This window comes from Pedococcus sp. 5OH_020 (assembly GCF_027812955.1).
Classification (GTDB): Bacteria; Actinomycetota; Actinomycetes; order Actinomycetales; family Dermatophilaceae; genus Pedococcus.
Genome location: NZ_JAPYZV010000007.1, coordinates 167,446 through 182,877 on the forward strand (window position 1 = coordinate 167,446; position 15,432 = coordinate 182,877).

The following is a 15,432-nucleotide window of genomic DNA, read 5'->3' on the forward strand; positions in this document are numbered from 1 at the left end:
CCGGGTCGAATCGGTAGCGCCACCAGCGCCGCTGGCCGTCGCGGAAGGCAACGCCAGGTTCCGGAGCTTGTTCAGGCGACCGCGCACCGTCGACTCGGGGACCCGCCTCTCGTTGGCTAGTTCGCCACGGTCTTTCCCTAGACCCCGGGGAGCCTTCGGTATGGCCTTCGGCCCCTTGACCTTCCCCGGGCGACCGAGCTGAAGAAGCCGGGGCCTGAGCGGCCTTACAGCGGTTGGGTCAAGGGCTCGCTGGGGCGGGTGAGCTTAGCTCCGTGGTCCTGGCCGCCAGCAAGAAACTGGCCGCGACGACGCCCAGCAGGGAGACCGGCAGCCCGGCGAAGACCGCGAGGGTGTCCTGCCAGCCCTCTTGAGCGAACCCCTTAGTGGCGACTGCGAGGATTGCCACAGCGAGTACGAAGAGGGAGAAGACTCCAAGCAGAAGGACCGCTCTTTGGCGAGGCATAAGAGCGATTCCGACGGCCGGCAGGAGAAGGATCACAAGGACGCCATTGGGTGCCTTCGCGAAGTCGAAGCCGGACTGTGCCAGGATCGCCACGTACTTCACGAGGCCGAGCGCAAGCATCGCGCCAGTGGCGAACACCAGCAGTCGACGCCAGCGCGGGGCTAGCGATCCTGTGGATCCCACCCGCTTGTTCGTTCGCGGCATGATGTCCGGTCCTTCCCTGAGCCCTAAATAAGGACAGCGCAACTGAGCAGCGGGGAGCAAGCGGCGAAAGTACTAGTCTCACCGAGATGGTGTCCTGAGTGGGCAACATCATGACGATCCACGCCTCGCAGCACGCGGCCGTTGATCGCCCCGGCGCTTTGGTGCGGGCGGCCTGGGTCGGATGCCTTGCCGAGTAGCCGGCTTCGTACCAGGCGGCGCGGTCCGCGTCCTTGACCAGAGGCCGCGCGCGACCTGCCGCAGCTCTTGGTCGCTCTCGGGGTTCAACACGGTCACGGGTACCCGCTGGCCGAGCGGTCGGACGCCGGGCAACGGCGCCATCTCCTCGAGCAGCGTGTCGACCTCCTTGGCCTGTTGCTCCCGGGCCTGGTGGCCCACTCGGCGCTCCAGGTCCTCGCGTCCAAGAGCCCTGACCACCTGGCCCCCGCCCATGCCGATCAACCGGCAGGCTCGCCGGGTACCCGTCCTCCCGGCCCACCAACGGCGCAGTCTTAGTCCGCGGCCGTCGCACCCGCGACTTCGGGTGAGGTCATCGGCTCGGCCCTGCACGGGCGACCTACGCCGGCCGACGGGAACCTCGCGGTCGAGAGGGCGTCCATCTGCGCCTAGGCTGGCGATGTGGCCGCCTTTGATCGTGTAGTGCTGATTTTCAACCCTAAGAGCACTGGTCAGGCGCGAGAACGAGCGGAGGGCCTGCGTGCGGAGTTGGCCCAGCGGATGCCGACACTGAGGGTGGACCTGCTTCCCACCGAACACGCGGGCCATGCGACCGACCTGTCTCGTGCGGCCGCGGAGGTGGGACGGCCGCTCGTGGTGTCGGTCAGTGGTGACGGCGGGTACAACGAAGTCGTCAACGGCGTGATGCAGGCCGGCAACGAACAGGCGGTGAGCGCTGTTCTGGCGGCGGGCAACGCCAACGATCACCGCCGCACGACCAAGGAGCGGCCGATCGCCGACGCCATTGCCCAGGGCACGGTCAGCCGCATCGACCTGCTTCGCCTCACCGTGGACGGCGCCGCGGGCGACATCGTGCGCTACGCCCACTCCTACATCGGGTTGGGGTTGACCCCCGTGGTGGCGGTCGATCTTGAGAAGGGGGACAAGGGCTCCCTGCGAGAGATGCTCACCGTGGTGCGCGCGTTCGCCCGGTTCCGCCCTTTCGAGATCGAGCTGGCCAACGGTGAACGGCAACGCTTCGACAGCCTGGTCTTCGCCAACATCGCGCAGATGGCTAAGGTCGCCACCTTGAGCGACGATCAAAGTCGGCCCGATGACGGAAGGTTCGAGGTCATCACGCTCAGGCACACCGCGAAGTGGCGAGTCCTCGCGACCGCGGTCAAGGCCAGCACAACCGGGCTCGGCAAACAGCCCAGCGTCCGCAGTTACGCTTTCACCACGGTGAAGCCCCTGCCGCTGCAGGTCGACGGCGAAGTGATGGACCTCCCGGCCGGCGCCACCGTGCGCGTCGACAGCGCACCAAGGGCGCTACAGACGGTGCTCTGACTGCCTGAAGTCGCCCACTGCTGTGACATGCCCACCGGGGAAGCGACAGGGCCGGTTTGAACCGCGCTCAAGCCATCACCGAACCCCTCACCGGCCGTGGCGCGGCCGGCAGTGCTGTGGGTGGGCTGCAGCGAGGGAGCGGACGCTCGAGGCCTTCTCCAGGATCTGTGTTCTGCCGAGATGCAGAAGCTGCTCCGTCACGGCACGACAGCGCCGAGCCGCTCGCTCCAGGGCAGCCGTGAGGCCGCAACTGCGCACAAGTGACCTTCGCACGGCTGGACAGGCAACGCGGTAGCCCATGGGCAGCGCATGCGCCGGGCTGGCAGACTGTCGGCATGCTGGACCCCGTGCGCGCGGTGAGGGCCGCCGAGCTGGTGAGCGCACTGGGCTCGTGCTCCGGCTGGCCCCACCACGACAGCAGCGCCTCCAGCCTGTACGTCGTCTCGGGTGTGCTGCCTTTCGAGTTCGAGGGGTGCGATGGATACCTCGACGCCGAGGCCGGAGACTTGCCGCGCGTGTCGCCCTGCACCTTGCATCGCGAGAGCAATCCGACCAGCGAGCCGTCGGTCGCGGTGATCGCCCGCTTCAGGGGTGGAGCCCCCACTATCAAGGGGGAGGCACGGTGACCGACCTCGCTCGTTACCTGGACAACACCGGCCGGGCGGACCGGATCTCCGGCGGCGAGCGGATGATCCCGGTCAGGACCCCGAAGGGCGACTTCCGGGTGTGGACCAAGCGGGTCGGCAACAACCCGCGGCTGAAGGTGCTCCTATTGCACGGCGGGCCCGGCGTGACCCACGAGTACCTCATCACCTTCGACGGCTTCCTGCCGCAGGAGGGCATCGAGTACTACTACTACGACCAGCTCGGCTCGCACTACAGTGACCAGCCGGAGGAGCCGGAGCTGTGGGAGGTCGACCGGTTCGTCGACGAGGTCGAGCAGGTGCGGGTGGCGCTCGGGCTCGACCGCCACGACTTCGTGCTCTACGGGCATTCATGGGGAGGCGTGCTGGCTTTGGAGTATGCCGTGGCCCATCAGGAGCACCTCAAGGGCCTGGTCGTCTCGAACATGATGGCCAGCACCCCGGCCTACAACGCTTACGCCCAGAACGTCCTGATGCCGCGGATGGACCAGGATGCGCTGGCCGAGATCAAGCGGATGGAGGTCGAGGGCCGCACCGACGACCCGCGCTACCAGACGCTGCTGCTGGAGCACCACTACGTGTTCCACGTGTGCCGGCTGCCGCTGGAGGAGTGGCCGGAGCCGGCGACCCGTAGCTTCGCCCACATCAACCCGGCGATCTATGTGCCGCTTCAGGGTCCCAGCGAGCTCGGCGCCAGCGGCAAGCTGCTGCATTGGGACCGGGGCCCCGCCCTGCCGGACATCGACGTGCCCACGCTGGTGATGGGCGCCGAGCACGACACGATGGACCCCACCCATCTGCGCTGGATGGCCGAACAGCTGCCGCGGGGTCGCTACCACCACTGCCCCGACGGCAGCCACCTCGCCCTGGTCGACGACGCTGAGACCTACTTCGCCGGGCTGGTCGGGTTCCTGCGGGAGCTCGAGGCGCGTTAGTAGCACATTTTTGCCCACCGCGACCTACCGCGTCCCGTCGGCGACCACGGTCACCACGGTCCCGGTGACCCTTCATGGTCGGCGTGATCCCGAACCGCATCCCGGTGTTCGACCGAGAAACATCGGCGTGGCGGCAGCGCGCGCACCACTCGGGCCGGAGGTCGCTTGCCGGGCAAAGTAACCTCCCCACGGCGATGCGACATGCCGCGACAACGGTCGCCGGCCTCTCTTCTTACACGACACCAGGTCTGGGCGCCTGAAGGAACTGTCCAAGGTCATTGACCGTGCAGCCGTCGAGCGCGAACCCGTTGCCGCCGCGGCCGTGCCAATCACTACGATGAGGTCACCCCGGCCTGGTCCAGAGTTGCGGCAAGAACGTGATCTCCGGAGCACGGCCGATCGCCAAGCAAGGTGCAGAGAGCTCCAGATCGCGGATGCGCGGCAGGACATCGACGCGTCAACCTCACTGGGCTGGACGCCAGGACGAACCGGCTCTTCGTTTGAGCCGGTGACGAGAATCGACCTCGCGTGTCCAGTTTGGGAATCTCATTCCCGTATGCGTAGCAGTCGATTTCATGCTGCCGGGTGAAGCGGACACTGCCCCCTATTGCCCCGTCGATGCCGGCGCTCGTGGTCCGCTAAAGGCCCGAATGTGCGGGCCCTTGGCGCATCCTGCCCCGCAGCAGCCAATGGGGCTCGACGGTCTTATCAAGCCGCCCGGCGGGCATCTATCCAACGGTTCCCTCGAGTGTCGACGACGCTCGAAAACGAGGCCATAGCGACGCTGTCGACGGCGCGCCGAAACCGACCAGGATTGGAGCGCCGCCGACACCCTGCTTGGCGGGGATCTGTCCCAACAACCCTAGATCGAGGAGACCGCCGTGGCGTGACTGAACCTCCGATCTTCAGACATACACATACGCGCAGGTCAAACAGCACGTTTCGGTGGTCCCAGCGGAAACGTCGGTCAGGGGCCCTCCGCCATCTCATTCTTCAGGTGCCCCAGACACTCCGAACGGCGCGCCATTGCGGGCGTCTGCGCGACCCATCTGAGTGAGGTTCGTCTGGTACACGCGGACTCCAGTCAGGTCACCGAGCCTGCGCGACAGCTCGAGCGCAGCAGCCGTCAGGTCCGTGGCCTGTGCGGGTTCGCCGCGAAGAAACCAGTTGAGGCCAAGCAGCCCGAGCACGCGTGGCAGGTAGCACACGCGCACGTCATCGGGCTCGGCCGACGATGAGGTACCGATTCCTCCAGTAAGAGGCGTGAGGCCGTCGCGGAGGGGCTCAAGCACATCGATGCTCCTGACGAACCGGAAGCGGTCGGTGAGCGACTGGGCACGAATGATGTCGCGGCGAATCGTGCGGTGGGACAGGGGCAGCGACGGATCGTCGAGGTCTTCAGGAGGCTCTCGCGCGGCAAGGACTGTCAGCAGGTTCTCGCGGTAGCCCTCGAGGAGTGGATACAGCGCGTCGTCGTTCAAGGCCTCGACCCGGTGAAGCGCCTCGCGGGTTGCAGCAAGCGCTTCGTCGGACAGCGAGAGCTGCAGTGCGCTCTTGCCGATGAGACCGAAGAGCTGTGCTCGCCAGGCTTCATAACGTATCACCTCGGCGGTGAGCTGGTCGAGAAGGGCATGCGCCGCCTCGTAACACGCCGCGAACTCGCCCTCCTCGAAGAGCTGGTTCGCCGTGACGATCCGCTCGCGGAGCTCCTCATCCGGGTCGGTCATTCGGCGGCCCTTCCGTGCAGTGGCAGCAGGAAGGGAAGCAGCGCGCCCCGGTAGATCCCGCCCGGATGCGTGCGGAGGACGCCTTCCACGATCGGATAGCGCGCCAGCTGACGGGGGCTTTCCTCGATGTCATGCGCCTCGAACCAGCGCAGATTCTGCCGCCCGCTGTCGATGGCGAGTTCACCATGCGGGCGACCGAGCGATCGCATCGTCTCGAGCAGGTGCCCGGTGACGTGGCAGTGGGCCAGCCGGTGTGCGGTGGAGATGATGATCCACTGTCGACTGAGCGATGGCCAGGGTTGAAGCCGGCCGAACGCCATCTTGCCCACCGGGAGGATGTCGGTGGCCAGCCACGAGATCGACACCGTCCGCCGTGCGGTCAGGGACTCGATCTGGTCCCGATGGTCGCGGGCCCACCGAGCCATCAGCATCGCCTCGCCCTCGCAGCTACCGACTATCGCGAGATGCACCCCTTCGTATCCTGGCGCGTCAAGGAGTGCGTCCTGGCTCTCGAGCAGGTTGAGCAGCGGCGGCACGCCAAGCGGGCGGCGTTCCTTCTCGGCCTCGCGGAGTTCGGGGAGCCGCAGCGCTGACGTCCAGTCGACGTCCACCGTTGTCGACGGCGACGGTTCGTCGGCCACGTAGCGGTCGCTCCCCGTTCGCCAGTACAGGGATGCGCCGTCGGCCGCAAGAGGCAGTGGGAAGAAGCCGGTCACGATCTCGGTGTCGTCTGTGGGTGGGTCCGGCGCTTGCATGCGGCGCAGGGCCTCGTAGACGAACGGCAGGTCGGCTGGATCCGTGACATCGAGGCGGAGGCGCTCCAAGCACCGGTCGGGCGGTTGATCCGCGGAGAGCTCCGTGTCCAGCAGCGCCCGCCATACCAGGTGCTGCGAGTCGCGGAGCAACAGCTTGTTGTACACCTCCGCCGTGCCCTTGCGGTTCGTCGAACGGCGCGAACCGGCCAGATGGACTGCCGGCATCGACGTCAGGGTCGTCAGGCTCTCAGCGGTGATGGCCTCCAACACGCACCACGCTCGGCCGAGGTAGTCATCGACCTCGTCGAGCAGAATCGCCGTCCCACCCACCAGCTGGACTGCGTTCAGGTGGGCGAGACCATCACGAAACAGCAGTTCGTCTGCCTCCGCCCTCGGCGGCTGTGGCAAGCAGGAGTAGTCGAACCAGACGAGCACGCGATCGAGGAGGCGGCGCACCTGCGGCATGACTTTCAGGCGTTCGCGGAGAACCTGAAGGCCGTGGTCTCGATCTGCCATCGCGGAGCCCCGGTCATCGAGGTCGGGGTCGCTGCTCGCCACCTCCGCCATGACAGCTGCGACCGCGGCTTCATCGAGGTTGGGCTGAAGAAGGTTGACGAACAGGCTCTCGGCGAGGTCCCCGCCGAACCTGCCGACTGGCGTTCCGAACAACCGGCTGACGCGTCGTGCCGTGGACAGGCCGCGATCGGCTGCGATCTCGACCGCCTCGCAGACCGCGGCGAAGAGCTGCCACGCGAAGAACCGCGCCTGGACCGCCTCGGGGTCAGGTTCCGCCCGCGCGAGCCAGCGGTGCGAGACGAAGAGGTGGACGCCGCTGATCTCGGTCGACGGGTGCAGGCGGTCGCGGGCATCCTGGAACTTCGGGAACGCGCCCTTCTCGAGCAGGACGGTGAACGGCAGCCAGAAGACGCCCGGGAGCGAGAGGCTCTGGGATGACGTGACCAGCGTCGCCGCTGGCGCCTCCACCGTGTCGCGCGCGATGAGCCCCGGAGGATGCGCCAGCGAGAACGTCCACGGCTGTGCCGGCCCTTCCTGCTGCCCGACGTACACCGTGATGGAGTCCTCGCTGCCGGCCCAGTCCAAGGACCCGCTCTCTGTCGGGAGGTCGAGCGCTCGATGGCGCAGCTCAGCGATCTGTTCGATCAGCGCGTCGACATCGGGATCGCGACGGTGGGCCGCGTCCCGCTCGCGCTCGCGACGCGCGGTCGCCCGCGTCTTGATGGACACGGCGGGAGGAATGGGGGAGGCGGCCAGGGTGCGCTCGGCGATCTCCTCATACGGCAGGCCTCCTCGTCCACGGCCGTAGCGCAACGCGCGATCCGCTGCGGGGTACCGCGGGTCGAGCCATGCCGGCGCAGCCTCACGCAACGCAGCGGCTGGGAGATCGATCGACGGTCCCAGGTCAAGGGCTTCGAGGACAGGCGTCAGGAAGAGCTGCCCGGCCATGGCTTCTCGACCTCAGCCGGCCGGGAGGACCGACCTGATCCACGCGAGATCGTCCGTCCTCTCGATCTGGTCGGAGCGCGTCACCGTCACTCTGCGGCGGAAGCGGTCACTGTCGAACCGGGTCTTGAGATTCGTGCGCAGCGCCAGCACGAAGCGGTCGACCTCCTGCTTCTCGACCGCGCGCCACTCCTCCGAGTCGTGGTCGGTTCCCCGGAAACGCATCCGGCGATCGACAGCGGGCTCCACCCCGCGCATCGTCGTGGGGATGTCGACCAGGCACAGCTGGCCGTCGCTTCGTGGGTACGCCCACAGGGTGAGGGCACGGCCGCTCGTCTCAACGCTCGCTGGCCGCGCCATCGCCCGCAGGTCGTCCGCGTAGTCATGCTTGGCAAGCTCGATGCGCGCCGGCACCACGATCTCCAGGTCGAGACCAGTGCGCTGGTGCGCGGACAGCGCCTCCAGTCTGTCCTCATCGCCCGGCTCGGCCGTTGCGAGGTCGGCGCCCACGCTGACGTCGAAGAAGTAGTCATTGCCCCTGCGTTGGGTGAGCGACGTGACGACGGGGCGAACGAAATTGCTGAAGTAGCCGTCCGCCAGTGCCGAAGCAGGACTCACGTAGGTCATGGGGGCGTGGTAGTAGTCGATCACCGGGTTCTCCAGCCTCGACCAGTCGTCCGTCGCCGAGTGCGCCGCCTTGAGCGCGGGAGTGAGCGCAGTCTGACCATGGGCATAGGCATCATCGGCAGATCCGGCGTCTGAGATATCGAGGTTGATCCTGAAGACGCGGTACGCATTGACATCGAACTGGATCGGTTGGCCCTCCTGCAGGACCGCGACGCAGGGACGTCCCAGGGCGTGCGTGATTCCAAGCTCGTAGAAGACGTTGGGATTCGCATTCGTGAGGTCGGCGACGACGATGTCCGCGCGGTCGATGTTGTAGATCACGTCCCGGATGATCGCGTTCCCACCCTCGAGTCCCAGGTCGAAGGGCGACTTCACCTCATAGGAGTCCGTCGTCCCGGCGGTGATCGTCTCCAACACGGGGCGCACGATGTTGTTCTTGAGCCTGGTCAGTCGAGCCCGCGATCCGATCCCCTCGGACTCTCCCATCGGGCCGATGATGAAGCACGTCAGCTGCCTCGCCACGAGACTCCCCCCTTCACTCCATGTGTTGGGCGTGCGCACCGTCGCCGAACGGCTGGTGCGAACCTGTGATGTCTGCCGGCACGCCACCGGTCATGAGTCCGACGACGAGCGGGACAGCCGCGGGCACGGCGTCCATCCCGGTAGTGGGCGCCCAGGTCATGACGACCGCGTTGGGCGTGGCCGCCTCGCGCAGCTGATACTCCTGCAACGTCGTCTCATCGCCTGGCGCGATAGCGAGGATGGCCGCCACGCGGTGGGGGTTGACGCCGAGCTCGCGCTCCACTCTCCCCAGGAGCTCGCCGACCGCCGCGGGTCGGCGCTGGACCATCACGCCGATACGCAGGAGGGCCACCTCGATGACGGCATCGAGGCTTCCACCGGTCGCCGGGTTCGTGCGAAGGATCGCGTAGCCAGCACCCATCGCTCCTGCCTCCAAGGCACCGAGTGCGCGCGCGGTGAAGGCGTCAGGGGGCGAGACGTCGAGGCGGGACCGGCCCGGCTCGACCGTCGGGACATCGCTGACGGGCCGGATCTGAACCCTGAGAAGGGTGCCAAGTACGGTCAGACCCTGCTCATATTGGGAGAAGTCGACCCACTGGAATCCGGAAAGGAGGGGAGGCAGGGCAACCGGCTGAAGGCGGGCCGGAATCAGGGTGGTCAGTCCCTGATGGGCGCGGTCCAACGCTGCGTACACCTCCGCTCGAACCCAGTCGGACGCCAGGGCGCTGGGCGACAGGAGGACGATGACGAACTCAGAGCCTTCGAGGCCGCGATCGATGGCCGCGGGGAACGACTCACCTGCGCGAATGCTCTCCGATGCCATCCAGACGTCCAGGTCGGCCGCACGAAGGTCCGCGGCAAGCCGGCGAGCGGCTGCCTCGTCGGCTTCAGCGTTGTAGCTGATGAAGACCGTTGCCATTCACCCTCCACCGCGCACGGTCGGCCCACCGATCCGGGGGGCCCGGGTTCGCGAATCGTCCGATGTTCGTCCTCTTCATGGTATTCACATGGTGATGCTGCACATAGGGCGACTTTGACTCTTCTCCGTTGAGTCGAGTGTAGGATCCCCCGTTTGACATATGGAGGATAAGGATCGACGACGTCGTTCATTGTCAGCCGAGTCTCGAGATAATGGCTCGGAGCCTGTCGGTCTCTTCGCCCCTGTCCCGGCGGATGCTCTCGATGATGCTGAGGTTGTTGGCCGTCGTTGTCGTCTGCCAGCCCTCGGAGTGGGCGGCCTGAACGTCGTCGGCCTTGGCGTCGGCGGCGTCATCCGCCCGCAGGAGCACAAGCAGCTCCAGCAGACTCGCATGGTCCCAGTAGCTCGGGTTCGCAGCGCGGAGCCGCTGTTCAGCCGCAAACCGGACGATCGGCAGGAGCCTCGCCTGTTCCTCGAGGGCCGCCTGCCCTCCCCGAGCCTCGAGGAGAGTCGCGGTGTTGACACCCGGGTAGACGTCGCTCCAGTCGGCGTAGAAGCCCCGTCGATAGGCATCCAAGGCCTTGTGGAGGAACTGGATCGCCTGGACATCATGGCCTTGGTCCCGCGCCCGCAACCACTGGCTCTTGTAGGTCCGGCCGAGGAGGCCGGACGTCTCTGACGTCGGTCCCTGTTCCGTTTCGAGCGACTCCAGGATCGCGACGGCACGACTCCTGTCCTGCGCCGCGGCAGCCGAATCGCCGGAGTCCAACGCCGCCTCAGAACGTCGGTTGTACGCAAACGCGCGCTGCTGACGGATGGGTACCTGCCGCTGGAGATCGTCGGGCATGAGTTCGCCGACCTCGAGCATGCCCGACCAGTCGCTGATCGACCGGTGCACCAGCATGACCTTGACGAAAAGGCCAGTATCGGGCGTGCCGTCAACCAACCCGGACCGGATCGCCAGCAGGCCGTCGCGGACGCTCGAGACCTGGCCCTCCTCGAGGCCCAACACCCGGAGACGGTCGAGCTCATCCTTGATCTTCTGGGTCTCGCGAGCCTCTGCCCGGCAGGACTCCGCCGCACTCCCCGACAGTTCCGGGGGATCCCAGCCGGGTAACAGCTGGTAGAGCGGGCTGTCGCGGATCGTGCTGTGCTGGTTGGCCGTGAGGAGGGTCGCCAGCTTGGCCTCCACTGTCGACCGTAGTGCCGCGGCCTCGGCATCGGTAAACGCGTTCCTCGGACCGAGCTCGTACGGGACTGCGCGAAGCAGCTTCACATCGAACGGGAGCGGCGTGGACGCGGCATACAGAGTCAGCGTTGTTCCCGGCCGGGCCGTGTGCCGCACGCCGAGTTCGTAGAGCACATTTGCGTTGCTGGTCGTGAGGTCCGCCAAGGCGTAGCTGCAGACGAGCAGCCGCTCGAACATCGCTCGGTGGATGATCCCCCCAAGCTCCTCTTCGTCGGCACGGATTGGCTGCATCCCCGCGCCCTCGATGCCGGGTCGGATAGCGGAGGTGTAGATGCGGTCGAAGTCGATGTCGGGCCCTCCGGATGGATCGGGCTTCGCTCCGAATGGCATGAGAACGAAGCACAGCGGACGTTGTGGCATCTCGCCTCCCTAGGAGCTTGACGTAGGTCAGGCCGACGCCGGTGCCAACGCCGTGGTCACGGCCCGGAGCAGCATCCAGGGGTCGTCGGCTGCGACGGTGGTGACGAGGTCTGACGCTGCGATGGCCTCGGCCCTCTGGTCAGCGGGCTCCCCTTGGATCGCTGCAGCTATCTCATCGGCGGCCCGGCCCGTGCCAGCCACGACCACAAGCGGACGGCCTGCCTGCACGCTGCGCAACGCATCTGCATAGGCGATGTCGCCACCGTTGACCAGGACCGTCATGGATGGCGAACCGTTGGCGAGGTGCGTAGCGGTCAGCGCGATCCACACCGACTCGTCCCCCCATTCAGCGCCGGGGACCAGGATGAAATGGCTGTGATGCGGCTCAAGGTCTGACGCATCACGCTTGGCCTGGGCGTCACCCGGTAGGCGGACGGTGCCTTCGGCCGTGACGCCCACCAAGGGGAACGATCGTGACTGGGCGAGTCGAGCCTCGCCGAGCAGGCGCATGACCCCCGCATTGGTGCCGCCGTCGACCGCGATGGCGCCGGCCCGCTCCAGCGCCGGCACGAGTCCGTCCGCGAAGAGCGGAGCAAGCCGCTCCAGGTTGGCGTCACCGAGCCCGCTGGCACCTCCCACCACGACCACCACGGGCCGGGGTGGGCCGAGACCAGCCAGGGCAAGTGCGGCCGGCAGGCTGTCGGGCTGCTGAACGCGCACACAGGTCGCGACTCCGCCGCCGACCTCGATCGGGAACGCCCTCATGTCTGCAGAGCCCCCCTGGCGCTCCCACAGCGTGGTTCGGACATGGAGCGATTCTTGCCGGTCGTGCGGTTGGCCGAAACCAACCGGTTCGCCGCCGGGCTCGCTGACCCGGGCACCTGAAGGGCGGCTGACACGTCAGAAACCGGCAAAGTGCTCGGGTTGGACTTGTCGGCCGACCGCGCGGCCGACCTCGGCCAGCTCGGCCATGTGGGATGTGGAGTCCAGCGCCTGCACATCCTGGGGGTTGATATGACCCAGTCCCTGAGCATCGAGCCAGTCACGAGTGAGCTCGGCGTTGTAGCGGACATACGTGAAGAGCTTCGGCTCCGCGGGACCCCGGGCCCCGACCATGGTTCCCACCTCGCGGTCGAGCATGTCGCCATGCCGGCATTCGCCAAAGACGCGGCAGAGCAGGTCCTGTTCGTTGAGTGCGGCGAACATCAGCGCAGAGGGGATCGAGCTGGCGTTGTAGAGGAGGTTCATGTCCTCGGGCGCCAGGTCCTGGTTGGCCTTCGGGCTGGTTCCGGTCCCGACCGAGACGAGCAGCAACCTTTCGGCGCCACTGGGCCACTGCAGGTTGTAGGGCTCGACCGTGGCCATCAGGAACAGGAGGAACGCCGGGTTGTTGTATGTCGTCACGCCACCGTCGACCATGAGGAAGGGCCCCGGTCCGCCGGCGTCGATGACCTCCGGGGGAAAGTACGTCGGAGCGGCGGTGCTCGCCCGGACCAGTTGCCACAAGGGCAGATCGAGGTTGTTCGCCCTTCCCTCGTCGCGCCGCGTGGCGAGGTTGTACTTGGCCTGCGGGTTGTTTGACAGCGGCCAGGGGGAGTCGGTGGTGGCATTGCGCATCACGATGAGGAGCAGGGTGCGAAGGCTCTCGCTCCCGAAAGTGGTGCCCCCGCCGATGACCTCCCGGAGCTTGGTGGCAAGACGATCGTCCTCGTACTTGTTGCGGAACCGCCTCAGCAGGCTCGCCTTGTCGAACATCTCGCGGCCGCTATCGAGGTAGAAGGTGCGGATCTGGTCGACGCTCATGCCGAGCGAGACGCAGGTGGCGATGACCGCACCCGTACTCGTTCCCGCCACGTAGTCGAACTCCTCGGCAAGTCTGAAGTCGCTTCCCCGCTCGCCTCGCAGCTGGTCCTCGATCGCCGCCAACACCTCGATTGTGATCAGCCCGCGAATTCCTCCGCCGTCGAGTGCCAAGAGCTTGCGCTTCTCTTTGGGCCGCAGAACCTCTGTGAGTGCCATGTTCCCTCCTTAGGCCGCACAGCCGCTCGGACATCAAGGCACATCAATCGGTTTCAAACGCGGTCTTCACAGGATGGCTGGGACAAGTGCAGCGAGGCTCACGCAAACAGCGTATTACCCGTGACTCTACGAGTGGCACACTCTGGCCGGGTCAGGCGCCTCGAGCGACACCGTCATCACCAAGTCAAAGGGTCAGTACCTCGCGTCGTCCGTGCCTTTCTGTCGCACCCGTCGGACGTCGAGGAGCGAACCCAGGTCGCGAACCTCATCCGTGACATCGATGAGACCGTGCAGTACCTGGCGCCGACGTAGGACATGCGGTTCGAGCTGGTGCAGCCCGAGACGCACGCCTTTCCCGACGTCGGCGGCGACGCCCCACAGCATGTGATCGACAAGCATCTCCCCGTCGACTACGACGTGTACCTCGGCATCACGTGGGCACGCACCGGCACACCAACATCGCGCGCCATCAGCGACGCGGTCGCTCCTGCGTCGCTCCCTGCCTCCTCCCGATTCTCGGCAGCGTTCAATAAACGGAGCAGACCCCCGAGGAAAAGCGTGTCGGGGGTCTGCTCCGTTTGAGCCGGTGACGAGAATCGAACTCGCGTGTCCAGCTTGGGAAGCTGGCGCTCTACCATTGAGCTACACCGGCAAAGACCGCCTGGGATGGCGATGCGGCAGGAAGTCTAACCGACCCGCGCCCCCACCGGACGCCACCCTGTCGCCACGCAGCCGTACGCTCCGTCCGTGAGCGCCATCAACCTCATCCCCCTGGCTGGCAGGATGGGCCCCCGGGACCCGACCGAGCCGCATCGCGTCGCCTCGCCGCTCGAGCTCTTCTTCGACCTCGTCTTCGTCGTCGCCATCTCGAGCGCGGCCGCGCAGCTGCACCACGGCCTGTCAACGGCCCACTACGAGGCCGTCGCCGGCTTCATCCTCGTGTTCTTCGCGATCTGGTGGGCGTGGATGAACTATGCGTGGTTCGCGTCAGCGTACGACTGCGACGACGTCCTCTACCGCCTGCTGACCTTCGCCATCATGGCCGGCTCGCTGCTCCTGGCCGCCGGCGTGCCTGACCTGTTCGACGACGGGCAGTCCGTCGCGGTCGTCGTGGGGTACGCCGTGATGCGGCTGGCCATGGTGGCGCTCTGGCTGCGTGTCGCGGCAGGCGACCCCGACCATCGGACCACCGCCCTGACGTACGCAGTCGGCATCACCGTCGTGCAGCTGCTCTGGATCGGCCGGCTGGCCCTGCACGGCAGCGGCACCCTGTACGCGACGTTCGCCCTCCTGGTCCTCGCGGAGCTGACGGTGCCCTGGATGGCCGAGCAGCGAGGCGGCCCGACTCCGTTCCACCCGCACCACATCGCCGAGCGGTACGGGCTGTTCACCATCATCGTTCTGGGTGAGGTCATTCTCGCCAGTGTCCAGGCCATCCAGGGCGTGCTTGCGAAACCGGCGGCGCAGGGCGGCAATCCGGCCGCGGAGGGGGCAGGTCAGGGATCGGGCCTGACGCCGGGCCTCCTGGGCCTGGCGGTCGGGGGTCTGCTCATCGTCTTCTCCCTGTGGTGGCTGTACTTCAAGCGCGACCACGTCGACCTCATCGGCCACGGACGCACGATGACCTGGGCCTTCTCCTACGCTCACATCACGATCTTCGCTTCGGTAGCCGCCGTCGGGGCGGCCCTAGCATCCGCTGTCGATGTCGTGGAGCACCAGGCCTCGGGCTCCTCACGGGCGATTGGGACTGCGCTGGCCGTCCCCATCGCTGTGTACGCCCTGACCCTGGCCGTCCTCCATTCCGCCGCGGACCACGACGTGCGCACTGCCGTGCCCGCGATCACCCTCGCCGTCGTCGTCCTCGGCATCGCCTCGCTCGGCCTGGACATGCCCTTGGCTGTCCTGTTGATCGGCCTCGCGGCGGCCGGCGCAGTCGCCCAGCACGTCATCGTGGCGCAGCGCCAGCTTGCCTCCATCTCCGCTGCGGTGCCGCACGTCTGACGACGACGGCAGCCGACCGCACGCC

General features: G+C 67.0%; 12 protein-coding genes and 1 tRNA gene. 4 read left to right on the forward strand and 9 right to left on the reverse strand.

The window, feature by feature from the left end:
* Window positions 1-238 precede the first annotated feature (238 nt).
* Entirely contained in the window at window positions 239-667 is a 429-nt protein-coding gene (locus PHA84_RS14455; protein WP_270888828.1) for a hypothetical protein, read from the reverse strand.
* Between the two features lie 636 nt (window positions 668-1,303).
* Here PHA84_RS14455 and PHA84_RS14460 point away from each other — a divergent pair.
* From PHA84_RS14460 to PHA84_RS14470, 3 genes are all read left to right on the forward strand, one after another.
* A complete protein-coding gene (locus PHA84_RS14460) occupies window positions 1,304-2,188 on the forward strand; it encodes a diacylglycerol/lipid kinase family protein (RefSeq protein ID WP_270888829.1) in 885 nt (294 codons plus the stop codon).
* A 335-nt stretch (window positions 2,189-2,523) separates the two neighbouring features.
* The gene (locus PHA84_RS14465) at window positions 2,524-2,814 is read left to right on the forward strand and encodes a hypothetical protein (protein ID WP_270888830.1); all 291 of its coding nucleotides are present in this window, start codon (window positions 2,524-2,526) and stop codon (window positions 2,812-2,814) included.
* Window positions 2,811-3,767 carry a proline iminopeptidase-family hydrolase gene (locus PHA84_RS14470; RefSeq protein ID WP_270888831.1) on the forward strand — a complete coding sequence of 319 codons (957 nt, stop codon included), beginning with the start codon at window positions 2,811-2,813 and terminating at the stop codon, window positions 3,765-3,767. Before PHA84_RS14465 ends, PHA84_RS14470 begins: the two co-directional genes overlap by 4 nt.
* A gap of 986 nt (window positions 3,768-4,753) precedes the next feature.
* On the opposite strand, the gene PHA84_RS14475 is transcribed toward PHA84_RS14470, so the two are convergent.
* From PHA84_RS14475 to PHA84_RS14510, 8 genes are all read right to left on the reverse strand, one after another.
* Complete coding sequence (locus PHA84_RS14475; protein ID WP_270888832.1) at window positions 4,754-5,494, reverse strand: hypothetical protein; 741 nt, start codon at window positions 5,492-5,494, stop codon at window positions 4,754-4,756.
* The gene (locus tag PHA84_RS14480; RefSeq protein WP_270888833.1) at window positions 5,491-7,713 is read right to left on the reverse strand and encodes a hypothetical protein; all 2,223 of its coding nucleotides are present in this window, start codon (window positions 7,711-7,713) and stop codon (window positions 5,491-5,493) included. The genes PHA84_RS14475 and PHA84_RS14480 overlap by 4 nt, the downstream gene beginning before the upstream one ends.
* A gap of 12 nt (window positions 7,714-7,725) precedes the next feature.
* Window positions 7,726-8,859, reverse strand: a complete 1,134-nt coding sequence (locus tag PHA84_RS14485) for an STING domain-containing protein (protein WP_270888834.1) — start codon at window positions 8,857-8,859, stop codon at window positions 7,726-7,728.
* A gap of 13 nt (window positions 8,860-8,872) precedes the next feature.
* On the reverse strand, window positions 8,873-9,778 hold the full coding sequence (locus PHA84_RS14490; protein WP_270888835.1) for a toll/interleukin-1 receptor domain-containing protein: 906 nt from the start codon (window positions 9,776-9,778) through the stop codon (window positions 8,873-8,875).
* A 193-nt stretch (window positions 9,779-9,971) separates the two neighbouring features.
* Window positions 9,972-11,387 carry a TRAFs-binding domain-containing protein gene (locus PHA84_RS14495; RefSeq protein WP_270888836.1) on the reverse strand — a complete coding sequence of 472 codons (1,416 nt, stop codon included), beginning with the start codon at window positions 11,385-11,387 and terminating at the stop codon, window positions 9,972-9,974.
* Window positions 11,388-11,414: 27 nt separating this feature from the next.
* On the reverse strand, window positions 11,415-12,152 hold the full coding sequence (locus PHA84_RS14500; protein ID WP_270888837.1) for a hypothetical protein: 738 nt from the start codon (window positions 12,150-12,152) through the stop codon (window positions 11,415-11,417).
* Window positions 12,153-12,287: 135 nt separating this feature from the next.
* Window positions 12,288-13,406, reverse strand: coding sequence for a patatin-like phospholipase family protein (locus PHA84_RS14505; RefSeq protein WP_270888838.1), 1,119 nt, complete (start codon window positions 13,404-13,406; stop codon window positions 12,288-12,290).
* A gap of 581 nt (window positions 13,407-13,987) precedes the next feature.
* Window positions 13,988-14,058: transfer RNA gene (locus PHA84_RS14510), tRNA-Gly, on the reverse strand.
* 95 nt (window positions 14,059-14,153) lie between these two features.
* Between PHA84_RS14510 and PHA84_RS14515 the strand changes: the two genes are divergently transcribed.
* Window positions 14,154-15,407, forward strand: coding sequence for a low temperature requirement protein A (locus PHA84_RS14515; protein WP_270888839.1), 1,254 nt, complete (start codon window positions 14,154-14,156; stop codon window positions 15,405-15,407).
* Window positions 15,408-15,432: the final 25 nt, after the last annotated feature.

Coding starts and splice junctions, on each gene's coding strand:
- PHA84_RS14455 (WP_270888828.1), bottom strand. CDS start 667: ATGCCGCGAACGAACAAGCGGGTGGGATCCACAGGATCGCTAGCCCCG.
- PHA84_RS14465 (WP_270888830.1), top strand. CDS start 2,524: ATGCTGGACCCCGTGCGCGCGGTGAGGGCCGCCGAGCTGGTGAGCGCA.
- PHA84_RS14475 (WP_270888832.1), bottom strand. CDS start 5,494: ATGACCGACCCGGATGAGGAGCTCCGCGAGCGGATCGTCACGGCGAAC.
- PHA84_RS14480 (WP_270888833.1), bottom strand. CDS start 7,713: ATGGCCGGGCAGCTCTTCCTGACGCCTGTCCTCGAAGCCCTTGACCTG.
- PHA84_RS14490 (WP_270888835.1), bottom strand. CDS start 9,778: ATGGCAACGGTCTTCATCAGCTACAACGCTGAAGCCGACGAGGCAGCC.
- PHA84_RS14495 (WP_270888836.1), bottom strand. CDS start 11,387: ATGCCACAACGTCCGCTGTGCTTCGTTCTCATGCCATTCGGAGCGAAG.
- PHA84_RS14500 (WP_270888837.1), bottom strand. CDS start 12,152: ATGAGGGCGTTCCCGATCGAGGTCGGCGGCGGAGTCGCGACCTGTGTG.
- PHA84_RS14505 (WP_270888838.1), bottom strand. CDS start 13,406: ATGGCACTCACAGAGGTTCTGCGGCCCAAAGAGAAGCGCAAGCTCTTG.